This window comes from Lentzea sp. NPDC020367, from assembly GCF_044387305.1.
Classification (GTDB): domain Bacteria; phylum Actinomycetota; class Actinomycetes; order Mycobacteriales; family Pseudonocardiaceae; genus Lentzea.
Map to the genome: position 1 here is coordinate 755,058 of NZ_JBIRVV010000003.1, position 14,779 is coordinate 769,836.

A 14,779-nucleotide genomic window follows, 5' to 3' on the forward strand; every position below is an offset into this window, starting at 1 on the left:
CTCCGGGAAGACTGTGCGAAACGTCGTGGCGACACCCTACACGCCACAACTCATCTCGATGACCACAACACTCGGGTGCGTCGGACGGGCAATGCCGAACGGTCGAGGCCGATCATTCCGCGCCACTGGTGATTGAATTGACATCACGCCACCCGGACTCTTTCGCGAAAAACAGCGGAGCCGGTCGTGGTCATGCCACCAGTGTAGCCGATCGCACATGCCGCAGCAGCCAGGAGGCCTGCTGACATGGGAAGATGTCACCGCAGTTCAGCGGTGTCGCACTCAGTCCACCACGGAGGGCGCAGCAGTCTGCTCCACGATCTGATCACGAAGTCTCGAACACGCGGTCGATCCGAAGACAAGGGGGCATCTGAACGAGAACGGCTAACGCACGACATCTCCTGTTGCTCCTTCCGTGTCTCCAGCACACGACCTCAAGCCCAAACACCTCTATCTCGATCGTTCATGCACAAGCCCGGCTGCGATGGCAAGAGCATGCGTGAGCGAAGTAGGCTGTGCAAGGAGTCGGAACGGTCTGAGCGACTATTGGGACAGTCTGGGACGTCATAGGCCGACATCGACTGCGCGAACAGCATCGATCTGGTGTTAACCTGCCGCGCCACTCGACCAATCCCGTGCGTGACCTCCGAACAGCGCGCCTCCCGTGAGCAAGCCGCATTAATACTCCGTACGTGTGATGCCCACTCTGCACGCGCCGTAACCGGACAAGAAGTGGACACTTCACGCCAGCGCCGTTTCCTCAGAGACGGCAGTAAGTGCTTCGACAATTCATAAAATGCCGGGGGAGTCGGCCGCACACCGATTTCAGGGCAAATCACCGTGCGGCGGAAACAACGGCACGAAGGCAGTTCGGTCTTCTGTCAGCTGAGCTGGTGCTGAGCGCCAGATCGCACCACGGAGACTCCCGCCGCGCCCGAACTGTGCCTAGCGTGGCGGGTATGACGCAACGAGTTGCTGTGGTCACCGGCACCGCGCAGGGCATGGGCCTGCGGATCGCGGACGTGCTGCGCGAGGACGGGTTCGCCGTCGTCGGCTTCGACCTGCAGGAGAGCAAGGACGGGATCGTCGGCAACGTCGCCAGCGCCGCGGACGTCCAGCGCCTGACCGATCACGTGACCAGCACCTACGGTCGCGTGGACGTGTTGGTCAACAACGCCGGGATCGCCGGCATCGTGCCGTTCGAGGACACGAGCCTGGAGCAGTGGGAACGGATCATGGCGGTCAACCTGACCGGGCCGTTCCTGCTCACGCAGGCGTTGGGCAAGGTCATGCTGGAACAGAGATCCGGCAGCGTCGTGAACATCGCGTCCGTCGCCGGGCTGCAGGGTGTGGCGGACCGGGCCGCGTACAACACGACGAAGCACGGGCTGATCGGGCTGACGCGCACGCTCGCCGTCGAGTGGGGCGGGCGGGGGATCAGGGTCAACGCCGTGTGTCCCGGCTGGGTCAAGACCGAGATGGACGTCGAGTCGCAGGCCGGCGGGTACTACGTCGACGAGGACATCACCGACCACGTGCCGATGAACCGGTTCGCGGCGCCGGACGACATCGCGCAGGCGGTCAGGTTCCTGGCCAGCGACAACGCTCGGTACATCAACGGAGTCGCGTTGCCGGTCGACGGCGGGTGGACCGCGGACGGCAGCTGGCAGAAGCTGCGGCTCTCGAAGCGCTGAACGCGAAGGGCCGCCCTCCAAGAAGGAGAGCGGCCCTTCACGGCATCAGACTTCGCCGCGAATGAACTTCTCGACGGCCTCGTGCGCCTCGGAGTCCGAGTACTGCACGGGCGGGGACTTCATGAAGTACGACGACGCCGAGAGGATCGGGCCGCCGATGCCGCGGTCGAGGGCGATCTTCGCCGCGCGCACGGCGTCGATGATGATGCCCGCGGAGTTCGGGGAGTCCCAGACCTCCAGCTTGTACTCGAGGTTCAGCGGCACGTCACCGAAGGCGCGACCCTCCAACCGGACATAGGCCCACTTGCGGTCGTCGAGCCACGCCACGTAGTCGGACGGGCCGATGTGGACGTTGCGCTTGCCCATCTCGCGGTCCACCTGGGACGTGACGGCCTGGGTCTTGGAGACCTTCTTGGACTCCAGGCGCTCCAGTTCCTTCATGTTCAGGAAGTCCATGTTGCCGCCGACGTTCAGCTGCATGGTGCGGTCGAGCTGGACACCGCGGTCCTCGAAGAGCTTCGCCAGCACGCGGTGCGTGATGGTGGCGCCGACCTGGGACTTGATGTCGTCACCGACGATCGGGACGCCGGCGGCGCGGAACTTCTCCGCCCACTCCGGGTCCGACGCGATGAAGACGGGCAGGGCGTTGACGAACGCCACACCGGCGTCGATCGCGGCCTGGGCGTAGAAGCGGTCCGCGTCCTCGGAACCCACCGGCAGGTACGAGACCAGCACGTCGACCTCGGCGTCACGCAGCGCCTGAACAACGTCGACCGGCTCGGCGTCGGACTCCTCGATCGTCTCCCGGTAGAACTTCCCGAGACCGTCGAAGGTGTGACCCCGCTGGACGACGACGCCGAGCGGCGGCACGTCCGCGATCTTGATCGTGTTGTTCTCGCTGGCCCCGATGGCCTCGGAGAGGTCGGTACCGACCTTCTTCGCGTCGACGTCGAACGCTGCGACGAACTCGACATCGCGCACGTGGTAGTCGCCGAACTGCACGTGCATCAGACCGGGCACGCGGGTGTTCGGGTCGGCGTCACGGTAGTAGTGGACGCCCTGCACCAGCGACGCCGCGCAGTTGCCCACCCCGACGATGGCCACTCGAACGGTGCGGCGGTTTTCGCCCATTGCCGAGTCCTCCTTGATCAACAGTGAATCGCTACTCGTCCTGCTCGGACTTCTCGTGCGCGATGAGCTCGTTGAGCCACCGCACCTCGCGCTCCGTGCTTTCCAGGCCTTGGCTGTGCAGCTCACGGGTGTAGCGGTCGATCTGCTCACCCGTGCGCGTGAGCCGCTCGCGAAGCCCCTCCCTGCGTTCTTCGACACACCGCCGGCGGCCTTCCAGGATGCGCATCCTGACGTCGGCCGGCGTGCGTGAGAAGAACGCCAGGTGGACTCCGAACGAGTCGTCGTCCCAGGTCTGCGGACCCGCGTCGGCCAGGAGATCGGCGAACCGCTCCTTGCCCTCCGGCGTCAGCTTGTAGACCTTGCGAGCCCGACGTCCCCAGGAGAGAGCCGATTCCTCTGGCCCCTCCTCCACGATCAGGCCCGTCCTCTGGAGTCGCCGCAGTGTTGGGTACAGCGATCCGTAGGAGAACGCGCGAAACGCTCCGAGCAGGTCATGCAAGCGCTTGCGCAGCTCGTAGCCGTGCATGGGCGCCTCGTGCAGCAGGCCGAGCAGCGCGAACTCGAACACGAGTCACCTCCTCGCACCTGCACCGATAGGTGAGGCGATTATATCGGCTCGATACATCGATGGCTCCTTGCAACTGTGGGATGTGGCACACCGTGATACCGCGCCGGACCTCGCTGCCCTGAACGGCCCATCATCGGAAAGCGGTCGGCACGTACTCTGGTGACGTGTTGACCCAACGGCAGGTGGTGGACTACTCGCTGCAGCGGCGTGCGCTGCTGGCGGAGGTCTATGCCGGTCGGACGGGCACCATGGAGGTCTGCGACGCGAACCCGTACCTGCTGCGAGCTGCGAAGTTCCACGGGACGGCGACCGACGTGCCCTGTCCGGTGTGCCGCAAGGAACCGCTCACGCACGTGTCGTGGGTCTACGGTGACGAACTCAAGCACGCGGCCGGCTCGGCACGCACGCCTGAAGAACTGGTGAAGATGGCGAACCTCTTCGACGAGTTCTCCGTGTACCTAGTTGAAGTTTGTCGCACGTGCAGTTGGAACCACCTGGTGCAGTCATACGTCCTGGGGAAGCGTGGGCTGGAAAAGCCACGCAGGCGAACTGCGGCGGAATGACCCACAGGTGACACTGCTCCGAATGAAGTACGACCACCGAACCGTGTGCTGATGCACGCCGGTCTGGGAGGCCTTTTCACGTGAACGACCAGCATGATGACCGGCAGCGCGGAGGCGAGCCGCAGTGGCCGACCGGGGACGACCCGGACGGCGGCGGCACGAGGCGCGATGTCCCGAATCAGCCGCGACCGGGCACCCCACCCGGTGGTTTCGCGCGCCCTCCCCAGGGTGGCACGCCACCTGGTGGTTTCCCACAGCAGCAGCCCCCACGCCGCCCGAACGGACCAGGCGGTCCGCAGGGCGGTCCCGGTGGGCCCCAGGGCGCTCCAGGGCGTCCCCAGGGACCGGGGATGAACGGTCCCGGCGGTCCGCAGGGCGGGCCCGGTGGTCCGGGCGGCCGTCCTCCGACGCCTCCCGGCGGGATGCCGATCGCGCCGCCTCCCGGTGGCCGTCGCCCCGGTGGACCTGGCGGACCCGGCGGCCCTCAGGGCGGTCCTGGTGGTCCCGGTCGCCCCGGCATGCCCCCGCGCAACCCCGGTGAGGAACGCACCACGCAGATGCCGCCGGTCAACCGGCCGCCGCAGCGCGAACCCGAGCTCATCACGCACCGCGAGCCGGACGACGAGTTCCTCATGGCCGGTGTCGCCGACGATGACGACGAGTACTACGACGACGAGCCGGAGCTCACCGAAGAGGAGGAGCGTCGTCTGCGCAAGAAGAAGATCTGGAAGCGCGTCCGAATCGGTGCGTTCGTCGCGATCGGCCTGATGATCCTCGGCCCCGTGATCGCCATCGCGGTCGCGTACCCGCTCGTCGAGTGGCCGCGCCCGAACGAGATCGCGGACGCGCAGGACAAGACGATCACGTTGCTCTACTCGGACAACTCCGAGATGGGCAAGATCACCTCGCCCGGTCAGAACCGCACGATGCTGACGTACGAGGAGATTCCGGACAACGTCAAGAACGCGGTCATGGCCGCAGAGGACGCGAACTTCTACGACAACCCCGGCTTCGACGCCAAGGCCATCGTCCGCGCCGTCTGGATCCAGGCGACGGGTGGTAGCTCGGGTGGTTCCGGTCTGACGCAGCAGTACATCAAGAAGGCCACGGGCAACGAGGAAGCGACGCTGACTCGTAAGTTCACCGAGCTCGTCAAGGCCTACAAGATGAGCAACGAGTCGGACCACAACACGATCCTCACCGCGTACCTCAACACGGTGTACTTCGGTCGTGGCGCGAACGGCTTCAAGGCCGCCTCGCAGGTCTACTACAACAAGCCGATGAAGGACCTCAGTCCCTCCGAGGCCGCGCTCATCTCGGGCATGATCCAGACGCCCTCCTGGTCCGAGGACGAGGAGTACTCGAAGAAGCGCTGGGAATTCGTGATGGGCCAGATGCTTCAGAAGAAGTGGATCAGCCAGGCCGACTACGACGCCCGCCAGTACCCGCAGCCGCTGCCGTTCGAGCAGACGCAGCCCGCCGGTCTCGACGGCCCGCTCGCCCGCGTGAGCCAGCAGGTCCAGAACGAGATCGACAGCGAGCTCGTCGGCCTCACGATGGAGAAGGCGCAGAAGGTCGGCGTCACCGTCCACACGACGATCGACCCGAAGATGCAGCAGGCCGCGGTCGACGCGGTGAACTCCGTGATGGACGGCCAGGACGCCGACCTGCGCACGTCGCTCAGCGCGATCGAACCGCAGTCCGGCGCGGTCAAGGCCTACTACCCGGGCAAGGACGGCCTCAAGGGCATCGACTACGCCAAGGGCACGATCCAGGAGGCCGGCTCGTCGTTCAAGCCGTTCGACCTGGTGGCGGCCCTGAAGATGGGCAAGGGCATCGGCGACACCTACGACGCCACACCGCGCAAGATCGCCGGCGTCGAGATCCGCAACGCCGGCACCAGTCAGTGCGGCAAGCAGTGCCCGATCAAGCAGGCCATGAAGGAATCGCTCAACACCGTGTTCTACGACATGGTGGCGGGCCCCGAGGGCACTGGCACGAAGGCAGTGGCGGACGCGGCGCACGCGGCCGGCATCCCGAAGGTCGTCCGGGTGGGCGGCCAGGACAAGGAGACCCTGGTCGGTGAGGGTGGCAACCCGCCCACCGCCGGTATCTCCATCGGTGCCGACAGCGCCCAGGTGCGGCCGTTCGACATGGCCTCGGCGTTCGCGACCTTCGCGGCTCGCGGCATCTACCGGGCTCCGTTCTTCGTCACGAAGATCGTCGGCCCCACCGGTGACGTGCTCTACCAGCACGTCGACCAGCCGGTGCCGGCGTTCGACCCGGTGGAGACGAAGAGCCGGGACATCGCGGACAACGTCACCGAGACGTTGAAGGACATCCCGTCGGGGCCGATCGCGTGTGCCAGCGGCCGCCCGTGCGCCGGCAAGACCGGTACGCACGAGCTCCCCGGCAGCGTCGACCAGAACTCGAAGGCCTGGATGGTCGGCTACACGCCGCAGCTGTCCACCTCCGTGTGGGTCGGCAAGGACGCCGGCAACGTGGCCATCAAGAACAAGCAGGGCAACCCGATCTTCGGTAGTGGCCTGCCTGGTCTGATGTGGAAGAAGTTCATGGACACGGCACTCGCGGGCGCGCAGAAGGAGCCGTTCGCGAAGCCGGTCCCGCTGGGCAACTTCAACCCGCCGCGCAAGTCGGACCCGCCGTCGCCGCCGCCGAGCAACCAGCAGCCGAGCAACCAGCAGCCCAGCAACACGCAGCCGAGCAACACGCAGCCGTCGCAGACCAAGCCGACCAAGCCGTCGGGCTGTGGCCAGATCATCTGCCCGCCGTCCGGCCCGCCGGACCCGAGTGACGACCCCGAGAACGGGGGCCGCAATCCGGGTGGCGGCTAAAGATCGATCATGAGAAAGGGCCTGACGCGTACTCCGCGTCAGGCCCTTTCTGCTTCGGTCCAGGGATGTTGACCACGGCGAAACGGTCTTGGCCGTAACATCCGCGACGTGCCCAGCAGCCCTGCCGAGCTTCCCGCCGAGGCCCCCGAGAAGGACCTCTCCGAGGAAACCGATTCGCTCACTCACGAAGAGCGCGTCGCCCCGACCTGGACCGAGTCGCTCGCCCGCGGTCTGAGCAGACCGTTCGGCGGTCCTCTCGGCGAGCACGCGCAGATCGGCCGGAACTACTTCTGGACGGCACTGCGGGTGATCCTGATGCTCGCCGTGGTCACGTTGATGCTGGGGTGGGTGCAGAAGTCGCCGTGCATCCAGCAGTACACGGACGACAAGGGCGTCGTGCAGCTCGACTGGCGGGGCAGCAAGCAGTTCACCGCCCTCTGCTACTCCGACACCGTGCCGCTCTACACCGCGGAACGGCTCGACCAGCGCGGTGCCTTCCCGTACATCACGTCCTGGAAGGACGACGAGGGCAAGCCGACCGAGCACGTCCGGTACATGGAGTACCCGGTGGTCACCGGCGTGTTCATGTGGCTCAACGCGCGGGTGGCGCAGGGGCTCGTGGCGCTCGTCCCGGGGCTGCCGATGACGGTGATCGTGTTCTTCGACGTCACCGCGTTCTGGCTGGCCGTGGCGTGGCTGGTGACCGTGTTCTCGGTGGCCAGGATCGCCCGGCGCCGGATGTGGGACGCGGCGATCGTGGCGGTGTCCCCGCTGGTCATCGTCCACGCGTTCACGAACTTCGACACGATCGCGACGGCGTTCGCGACGGCCGGCCTGCTGGCGTGGGCGCGCAAGAAACCCGCGCTCGCCGGCGTGCTGCTGGGGCTCGGTGGTGCGGCGAAGCTCTATCCGTTGTTCCTGCTCGGGCCGTTGCTGTTGTTGTGCTGGCGGTCCAAGAGGATCAAGGCAGGCCTCACCACCACCGCAGCGGCCATAGGCGCGTGGGCGCTCGTCAACGCGCCGATCGCCCTGAACCCGGCCTCGCAGACGGGGTGGCGGGAATTCTTCCGCCTCAACACCGAACGCAACGCCGACCCGGACACGCTCTACAACGTCCTCGTGCAGTGGACGGGGTGGCAGGGCTTCGACCCCGGGCTGACGCAGGGGCAACCGCCGACGGTCCTCAACACGGTCAGCTCCGTGCTGTTCCTCGTCTGTTGCGCCGGCATCGCCTACGTGACCCTCTCGGCGCCGACGAGACCCCGGCTCGCGCAGCTCGGGTTCCTGGTCGTGGCGGCGTTCCTGCTGACGAACAAGGTGTGGAGCCCGCAGTACTCGCTGTGGCTGGTGCCGCTCGCCGTGCTGGCGTTGCCGCGCTGGAAGCTGCTGCTGGCGTGGATGACGGTCGACGCGCTGGTGTGGGTGCCGCGCATGTACTTCTACCTCGGCACGGACAACAAGGGACTGCCGATCGACTGGTTCCTCGGCGCCGTGCTGCTGCGGGACGCGGCTGTCATCACGTTGTGCGTGATCATCCTGAAGGAGATCTACCACCCGGAGCGCGACCGCGTGCGGATGGCGGGCGACGACCCGTTGGCGGGCGTCCTGGCCGACGCGCCGGACCGGCAGGTCGTCAGACCCGCACGAGGCGAGCCATCGCACCGAATGCGGTCCCGTTCGGATGCAGGTGATCACCGGAGTCGAACTCCGGACGCAGTCTGAGCGGATCGGCGGGGTCGCGCACGGCCTCGTCGAAGTCGATCGCGGCGGGGAAGGTGGCGCGGATCCACGCGTTCACCTTCTGCCGCTGCTGTTCCTTCTCCTCGGTCCACGTGTACCAGCCGTGCCACGGCGTGATGGTGCCGACGTGGAACTCCACGCCCGCGTTCTGGCACCGCAGCTGAACGGTGCGGATGCCGGCGATGACGTTCTCGGCGCTGACGCCGTTCTGGATGTCGTTGATGCCGCCCAGCAACACGACCTTGCGCACTTCCTTGCTGTACAGGACGTCCCGGTGCACACGGGTGACCATCGGCGCAGTGCCCAGCACCACGCCGTTGCCGTTGATGCCCGCGTTGAGCACCGCGTAGTCGGTCTTGACCAGCGACGGCCAGGTGTTCTCGGCGAACCCCTCGGTGATCGAGTCGCCGAACATCACCACCGCACCCGGCGCGGTGAAGCCCGCGACCTCGACGGCCGAGACGAGGCAGATCTGCTCGCGCGTCGACGTGATCGTCCGATGGGCGCGTGCCTGACACGGCGTGCCGGCGGGGGAGTACGTGCTGATGTCGAGCGTCTTGGTGACCTTGAGCTGCACCGCGTCGCTGTAGACGTCGTCGCGGGCCCTGATCGTGACGGAACGGGACCTGCCGAACGTGAGCTGCCGCGTCTCGCCGTCGGCGGTCACGGTGACCTGCTCGACGCGAACCGGCTTGATGCCCATCAGGTTCGACAGCCGCACCCGGACCGACGTGCCGCCCGCCGCGAGGTCGACGGTCGTGCGCACGCTCTGGTCCGGCACGGAACTCGACAGCGTCGGCACGGCCTGCCACACGGGCAGCCAGCGGATCACCTCCGAGCGCACGGGCACGCCGGAGGCACCGCAGACCAGCACCAACGCCAGCACGATGATCACCCTCACGGGTGAAGTCTGCGGCTGATCAGGCCTTCGCTGCTACGGCCCCGCGGAGGAACTTCAGGTCTTCGTGATCGTCCTCGGTCACGTCCCTGGCCTTGAGGAAGACCACGAACAACGCCACGAGCAACGCCGCCCTGCCCCACACGCCGATCATCACGGCCTGCGCGGAGAAGCTGTCGTAGATCCCGGCCGGCTGACCGAACTCGATCGCCCAGAACCAGCGGAAGATGCCGATGCCCATCGCGAGGTCGACCACGAAGTAGGCGAACGCCCAGGCCAGCCGCACGCGCAGCAGCACGAGGAACGGCACCAGCCACAGCGTGTACTGCGGCGAGTGGACCTTGTGCAGCAGCATGAAGCCGCACAGCATCGCGCCGGACACCGCGATCCACGGGTAGGTGCCCTCGCGCCGGAACCGCATCCAGCCGTAGCCGGCGGCGATCGCGAACGAGATCAGGATCGTGATCGGCGAGATGACGCCGACCAGCGACTGCATGGCGTCGTCGCCGATGAACGGCCGCAGGCCCCAGTACCAGATCGAGTTCGTGGTGATGTCGACCCGGCGCAGCTGCTGGAACTCGAACGACGCCGCCCAGCCGTCGTAGCCCGCGATCGCGAACGGCAGGTTGACCAGCACGACCGTGATGATCGAGGCGAGCCCGACCTTGACCGCGCCCGCGATGTCGAACTTCTTGCCGTTCGGCATCTCCTGGCCGCGCCAGCCGCCGGTGGCGACGAAGAGCATCAGCGGCAGCACGAACGCCGCCGGGTAGACCTTGAACGCGAACCCGAGCCCGAGCAGCACGGACGCGACCGTGGCTCTCTCGACCAGCGGCCGGTTCCAGCGGTGCACCACGAAGACCGCGGCGACCGAGCACAGCACGACCGGCAGGTCCCAGTTGTGGAACGCGTAGAGGATCAGCGGTGGCCCGATCGCCCACAGCAACGCGCGCCAGCGGGCGAGCTTGCCCAGCAGCCAGCCCGTGAGCAGGCCGAACGGCGCCATCAGCAGCGACGAGTAGAGCAGGTACTCCGCGTCGTTGTGCGCGAAGATCGCACCCGCCCAGATGATCAGGCCGGAGAGCACGGGGTACTCGACCGAGCCCCCGATGAGGGTGCCCTTGTCGTTGATGTTGCCGTCGACGTACGGGAAGACGTGGCGGTCGATGTCGCGCCCGATCCAGAGGTGCTGGATGTCGGAGTAGCAGACGTCTTCCTTGTTGCGCTCGTCATAGTCGGGCTGCGTGCGGCCCCACTGGTCGAACGCGGGACCGGTGCAGCGGTCCTTGTTGATGAAGCCCAGCAGCAGCGTGAGCCCGCACAGCAGCACGAGCACGACAGCGGCGGGCCTGCCGAAGCGGTTCACGAAACGCCCGGCGTCGCCTCGCTCGGGCGTCACGCTCACCACCTCGTGCACGGAGTTCACCGGCCGGCGCGGTCGCGCAGGAAGGCGATGTCGTCGGCCTGGCCCTCGTCCGGCGTCTCCACCACTACGGGGCATCCGGCACTGGCGACCACGGCCGCCAGCTGGTCGGCGTCGATGGTGCCAGTCTTGATGTTGTCGTGCCGATCGCGCGAGGAACCGAACTCGTCGCGTGAGCTGTTGAGGTGCACCAGGTCGATCCGGCCGGTGATGGCTTTCACCCGATCGACGATGCCGACCAGGTCCTCACCGGCGGCGAACGCGTGGCAGGTGTCGAGGCAGAAGCCCGCGCCGAACTCGCCGACCGCGTCCCAGAGCAGCTTGAGGGAGTCGAACGTGCGGGCCATGGCGCCGTCGCCGCCCGCGGTGTTCTCGATCAGGACCGGGACCGCGAAGCCGCCCTCGGCGACCTGACGTTCGAAGAACTTGCGCCAGTTCGCGAAGCCCTCCGCCGGGTCCTCGCCCTTCGTGACGTGCCCGCCGTGCACGATCAGGCCCTTCGCGCCCACGGTCGCGGCCGCCTCCGCGTGCTGGATCACGTTCTTCCTGGACGGAATCCGGATCTTGTTGTTCAGCGACGCGATGTTGATCATGTACGGGGCGTGGACGAACACCTCGAGGTCGGACGCCAGCAGGGCTTCCGTCTGCGGATGAGGTTTGGGTTTCTTCCATCCCTGGGGATCCGACAGGAAGAACTGGACGACCTCGGCCCCGCGTTCGGCCGCGGCGCCGACCGGGTCGTCGTCGCGTACATGGGCCCCGATGCGCATACGCAGGAGGGTAGTCGGCGTCCATAACGCCATCGCAGCCGCCGCCGATAGGAGTAATTGGAAAAACTGGGGATGGTCTACGTCACCACCAGGACCTACGGTCGTTACTTGAGAGTAGGAAAGGGGTTCGCATGAGGCTGTTGAGCGTCGCCGCCACGGCGCTGCTGGCCCTCGTGTCCGCTTCGGTGGGCGGGGTCGCGCACGCGGCAGATCCCATCGTGGTCGGCAGTTGTGCCACCACCGTGCAGGGCGCGCCCGGCACCCCCGTCTCTCTCAGTCCAACTGCCGTGCTCCAGCCTGTGACGGACCTGGTTCGCGCTGTACCGATCCTGGGGCCGGAGATCGTAAAAGGGCTCCAGCCGGCATTCGCGCAGCTCAAGCCCATTCCGATCGGCGCGGTACAGGTCGGCACGACGACCATCAGCGGCGGCACGATCGCGAACGCGGTAGTGGCAGAAGTGCGGAAGTTGCCGTTGCTCGGTCCAGTCCTCGGCACGATCGACACGAACCTGCGCACCACGCTGACGCAGGGTTGCCAGGTGACGGTCGTCGCCGTCAACCAGGTGGTCGCGCCCATCCAAGATGGCGCCAAAGCGGTCGGCGACGCCTCCGAGAAGGCTGTCGGCGCGATCCCCGGCGCACCGAAACCGCCTGGTCAGCAGCCTTCTCCGCAGCCAGGCACCCCGCCCGGTCAGCCCGGCACGCAGCCGGGGATCCCCGGTGTGGGCGCCGGCGCGCCGAGCAACCGCGACTTCTCGCTCTACCCCATCGGCTCGAACTTCGGCCGGGTGCCGCTGTTCAGCTACGGCTCGCTGCCGTTCGCGATGCCCGGCCTGTACTCGCCGTCGCCCGGCGTCCGGTACGGCTCGCAGGTGCCCCGCGCGTCCAACGGCACCGGCATCGAAGGCGACTCGGTGCAGGCGGCCGGCCGCGCCACGGCGTTGCCCCGGCTGAGCGGTCCCGGCGGTGTCGGCGCTCCGGTGCTGGTCGCGGTGCTGCTGCTGGCCCTGGTCACGGGTGCGCTGGTGCGGACCTGGGTGCTCCGCCGCACCCCTGCGTAGTCGCCGGACGCGCTCTGTTAACCTTTGTCAGTTGCTGACGCGACGACCCTCCTGCCACGGAAAGCCCGTGGCCGTGAGTCCACAGGAGGTGAGTGGTCCTCATGCGTCATTACGAAGTGATGGTCATCCTCGACCCCAGTCTCGACGAGCGCACGATCGCGCCGTCCCTCGACACGTTCCTCAACGTCATCAAGACGTCGGGCGGCAACGTCGAGAAGGTTGAAGTTTGGGGCAAGCGCCGGTTGAGCTTCGAGATCAACAAGAACAGCGAGGGCATCTACGCGGTGCTCGACCTGACCTCGACGCCCGACGCGGTGAAGGAACTGGACCGCCAGCTCGGTCTGCAGGAGACGGTGCTCCGGACGAAGGTCCTGCGCCGCGAGCCCGCCAAGTCGGCCGTCAAGGCCTGACGAACCTGAATTAGGGGAGCTCCCAAGACATGGCTGGTGAGACGACGATCACGGTAGTCGGGAACCTGACTGCCGACCCCGAACTGCGCTTTACCCAGTCCGGCGCGGCGGTGGCCAGCTTCACGGTCGCCTCCACGCCCCGCACGTTCGACAAGAATTCGGGCGAGTGGAAGGACGGCGAAGCGCTGTTCCTGCGGTGCAACGTGTGGCGGCAGGTCGCCGAGAACGTGGCCGAGTCGCTCACCCGCGGTTCGCGAGTGCTCGTCTCCGGACGGTTGCGCCAGCGTTCCTTCGAGACGAAGGAAGGCGAGAAGCGCACTGTCGTGGAGCTGGAGGTCGACGAGATCGGCCCCTCGCTGCGCTACGCGACCGCGAAGGTCAACAAGGTCAGCCGTGGAGACGGCGGCGGTGGCGGCGGCTTCGGCGGCGGCGGCGGTCAGCAGTCTCGCGGCGGTGGCGGTGGCGCGCCGGCAGACGACCCGTGGGGTTCCGCCCCGCCGGCCGGCTCTGGTGGCTTCGCCGACGAGCCCCCCTTCTAGACCGACTGCACCGGTCATCCAGTACTTCACACATCGCGTATTCAGGAGTTAGAGACACATGGCCAAGCCGCCTGTGCGCAAGCCCAAGAAGAAGGTCTGCGCCTTCTGCAAGGACAAGAGCGCGTCCCTGATCGACTACAAGGACACGACGCTGCTCCGCAAGTTCATCTCCGACCGCGGCAAGATCCGTGCCCGCCGCGTCACGGGCAACTGCTCGCAGCACCAGCGCGACGTCGCTGTTGCCGTGAAGAACGCCCGTGAGATGGCCCTGCTGCCCTACACCTCGACCGCTCGCTAAGAGAAGGAGACACTGCGATGAAGCTCATCCTCACCGCTGACGTTTCCGGCCTTGGCGCTCCCGGCGACATCGTCGAGGTCAAGGACGGCTACGGCCGCAACTACCTGCTCCCGCGTGGCTTCGCGATCGTTGCGACCCGTGGCGCGCAGAAGCAGATCCAGGTCATCACCCGCGCGCAGGACACCCGCCGCGTGCGCGACCTGGACCACGCCAAGGAGATCAAGACCGCGCTCGAGGGTCTCTCCGTGGAGCTCAAGGCCAAGGCCGCCGCCGGCAGCACCAAGCTGTTCGGCTCGGTCACCGCGTCGGACGTGGCGGCTGCCGTCAAGTCCGCCGGTGGTCCGGTCCTGGACAAGCGCGCCATCGAGCTGCCGGGTCACATCAAGACCACCGGCAAGCACTCGGTCACGGTTCGCCTCCACCCCGAGGTCACCGTCGCCCTGCCGCTGGTCGTCACCGCCGGCGAGTGATCCTGGGGCGTCCCCGCCACACGTTGGTGGGGTCCGCCCACGGTTCGGTTTGCTGAAGCGCTGCCTACCCGGAATGCTCCGGGTGGGTGGCGCTTTCGCTCGTTCGGACCAGTGCCGTTCTGTCCACGTCCTGTGGATAAACCGCGCGTTCAGCGTGGTCGCGACACGCCGAAGAGGGTGTTTTTCGCGACACGCCGAGGGTGTGGCGCACAACTTTTTCCACAACTTGTGCACAGCCACTGAGCTGCGGTTACTTCTGTCACTCCACTGGTTGTCAACAGGTTGTCCCCAGTGCCGTGACCCCTGTGAGCATCCATCCACAGGTTGTCCCCCAGTTGTCCACAGGACGATCCACACGC

At 67.0% G+C, this 14,779-nt stretch carries 14 protein-coding genes; 9 read left to right on the forward strand and 5 right to left on the reverse strand.

From position 1 onward, the window contains the following. Nucleotides 1-959 precede the first annotated feature (959 nt). A complete protein-coding gene (locus ACH413_RS16035; RefSeq protein ID WP_360040369.1) occupies nucleotides 960-1,694 on the forward strand; it encodes an SDR family oxidoreductase in 735 nt (244 codons plus the stop codon). 45 nt (nucleotides 1,695-1,739) lie between these two features. Here the strand turns inward: ACH413_RS16035 and ACH413_RS16040 are convergent, their stop codons facing one another. Next, nucleotides 1,740-2,825 carry an inositol-3-phosphate synthase gene (locus ACH413_RS16040; RefSeq protein ID WP_360040367.1) on the reverse strand — a complete coding sequence of 362 codons (1,086 nt, stop codon included), beginning with the start codon at nucleotides 2,823-2,825 and terminating at the stop codon, nucleotides 1,740-1,742. A 31-nt stretch (nucleotides 2,826-2,856) separates the two neighbouring features. Continuing rightward, nucleotides 2,857-3,393, reverse strand: coding sequence for a PadR family transcriptional regulator (locus tag ACH413_RS16045; RefSeq protein ID WP_360040364.1), 537 nt, complete (start codon nucleotides 3,391-3,393; stop codon nucleotides 2,857-2,859). Between the two features lie 164 nt (nucleotides 3,394-3,557). On the opposite strand from ACH413_RS16045, the gene ACH413_RS16050 reads away from it, so the two are divergent. From ACH413_RS16050 to ACH413_RS16060, 3 genes are all read left to right on the forward strand, one after another. Further along, a complete protein-coding gene (locus ACH413_RS16050; protein ID WP_030480154.1) occupies nucleotides 3,558-3,956 on the forward strand; it encodes a DUF5318 domain-containing protein in 399 nt (132 codons plus the stop codon). A gap of 350 nt (nucleotides 3,957-4,306) precedes the next feature. After that, a complete protein-coding gene (locus tag ACH413_RS16055; RefSeq protein WP_360040361.1) occupies nucleotides 4,307-6,811 on the forward strand; it encodes a transglycosylase domain-containing protein in 2,505 nt (834 codons plus the stop codon). A 108-nt stretch (nucleotides 6,812-6,919) separates the two neighbouring features. Then, nucleotides 6,920-8,533, forward strand: coding sequence for a glycosyltransferase 87 family protein (locus ACH413_RS16060; protein ID WP_360040359.1), 1,614 nt, complete (start codon nucleotides 6,920-6,922; stop codon nucleotides 8,531-8,533). On the opposite strand, the gene ACH413_RS16065 is transcribed toward ACH413_RS16060, so the two are convergent. The 3 genes from ACH413_RS16065 to ACH413_RS16075 are packed head-to-tail and all read right to left on the reverse strand — an operon-like array spanning nucleotide 8,445 to nucleotide 11,642. Further along, complete coding sequence (locus tag ACH413_RS16065) at nucleotides 8,445-9,452, reverse strand: GDSL-type esterase/lipase family protein (protein WP_360040356.1); 1,008 nt, start codon at nucleotides 9,450-9,452, stop codon at nucleotides 8,445-8,447. The genes ACH413_RS16060 and ACH413_RS16065 overlap by 89 nt on opposite strands. 19 nt (nucleotides 9,453-9,471) lie before the next feature. Then, on the reverse strand, nucleotides 9,472-10,848 hold the full coding sequence (locus ACH413_RS16070; RefSeq protein ID WP_360040354.1) for a hypothetical protein: 1,377 nt from the start codon (nucleotides 10,846-10,848) through the stop codon (nucleotides 9,472-9,474). A gap of 23 nt (nucleotides 10,849-10,871) precedes the next feature. Next, nucleotides 10,872-11,642, reverse strand: coding sequence for a deoxyribonuclease IV (locus ACH413_RS16075; protein WP_360040351.1), 771 nt, complete (start codon nucleotides 11,640-11,642; stop codon nucleotides 10,872-10,874). Between the two features lie 131 nt (nucleotides 11,643-11,773). Between ACH413_RS16075 and ACH413_RS16080 the strand changes: the two genes are divergently transcribed. From ACH413_RS16080 to rplI, 5 genes are all read left to right on the forward strand, one after another. Further along, nucleotides 11,774-12,703, forward strand: a complete 930-nt coding sequence (locus ACH413_RS16080; protein WP_360040348.1) for a hypothetical protein — start codon at nucleotides 11,774-11,776, stop codon at nucleotides 12,701-12,703. A gap of 101 nt (nucleotides 12,704-12,804) precedes the next feature. Next, nucleotides 12,805-13,113: a 30S ribosomal protein S6 gene (rpsF, locus tag ACH413_RS16085; protein WP_093596207.1), complete on the forward strand. Its 309-nt coding sequence runs from the start codon at nucleotides 12,805-12,807 to the stop codon at nucleotides 13,111-13,113. A 29-nt stretch (nucleotides 13,114-13,142) separates the two neighbouring features. Beyond that, complete coding sequence (locus ACH413_RS16090) at nucleotides 13,143-13,652, forward strand: single-stranded DNA-binding protein (RefSeq protein ID WP_093595232.1); 510 nt, start codon at nucleotides 13,143-13,145, stop codon at nucleotides 13,650-13,652. A 58-nt stretch (nucleotides 13,653-13,710) separates the two neighbouring features. Further along, nucleotides 13,711-13,950, forward strand: coding sequence for a 30S ribosomal protein S18 (gene rpsR, locus ACH413_RS16095; RefSeq protein ID WP_030480165.1), 240 nt, complete (start codon nucleotides 13,711-13,713; stop codon nucleotides 13,948-13,950). Between the two features lie 17 nt (nucleotides 13,951-13,967). Next, entirely contained in the window at nucleotides 13,968-14,420 is a 453-nt protein-coding gene (rplI, locus tag ACH413_RS16100) for a 50S ribosomal protein L9 (RefSeq protein ID WP_093595229.1), read from the forward strand. The last annotated feature ends 359 nt before the right edge of the window (nucleotides 14,421-14,779 follow it).

Excerpts from the sequence above, each read along its gene's own strand:
- ACH413_RS16035 (WP_360040369.1), top strand. The coding sequence starts at position 960 with ATGACGCAACGAGTTGCTGTGGTCACCGGCACCGCGCAGGGCATGGGC.
- ACH413_RS16040 (WP_360040367.1), bottom strand. The coding sequence starts at position 2,825 with ATGGGCGAAAACCGCCGCACCGTTCGAGTGGCCATCGTCGGGGTGGGC.
- ACH413_RS16055 (WP_360040361.1), top strand. The coding sequence starts at position 4,307 with ATGAACGGTCCCGGCGGTCCGCAGGGCGGGCCCGGTGGTCCGGGCGGC.
- ACH413_RS16075 (WP_360040351.1), bottom strand. The coding sequence starts at position 11,642 with ATGCGCATCGGGGCCCATGTACGCGACGACGACCCGGTCGGCGCCGCG.
- ACH413_RS16080 (WP_360040348.1), top strand. The coding sequence starts at position 11,774 with ATGAGGCTGTTGAGCGTCGCCGCCACGGCGCTGCTGGCCCTCGTGTCC.
- rpsF (WP_093596207.1), top strand. The coding sequence starts at position 12,805 with ATGCGTCATTACGAAGTGATGGTCATCCTCGACCCCAGTCTCGACGAG.
- ACH413_RS16090 (WP_093595232.1), top strand. The coding sequence starts at position 13,143 with ATGGCTGGTGAGACGACGATCACGGTAGTCGGGAACCTGACTGCCGAC.
- rpsR (WP_030480165.1), top strand. The coding sequence starts at position 13,711 with ATGGCCAAGCCGCCTGTGCGCAAGCCCAAGAAGAAGGTCTGCGCCTTC.
- rplI (WP_093595229.1), top strand. The coding sequence starts at position 13,968 with ATGAAGCTCATCCTCACCGCTGACGTTTCCGGCCTTGGCGCTCCCGGC.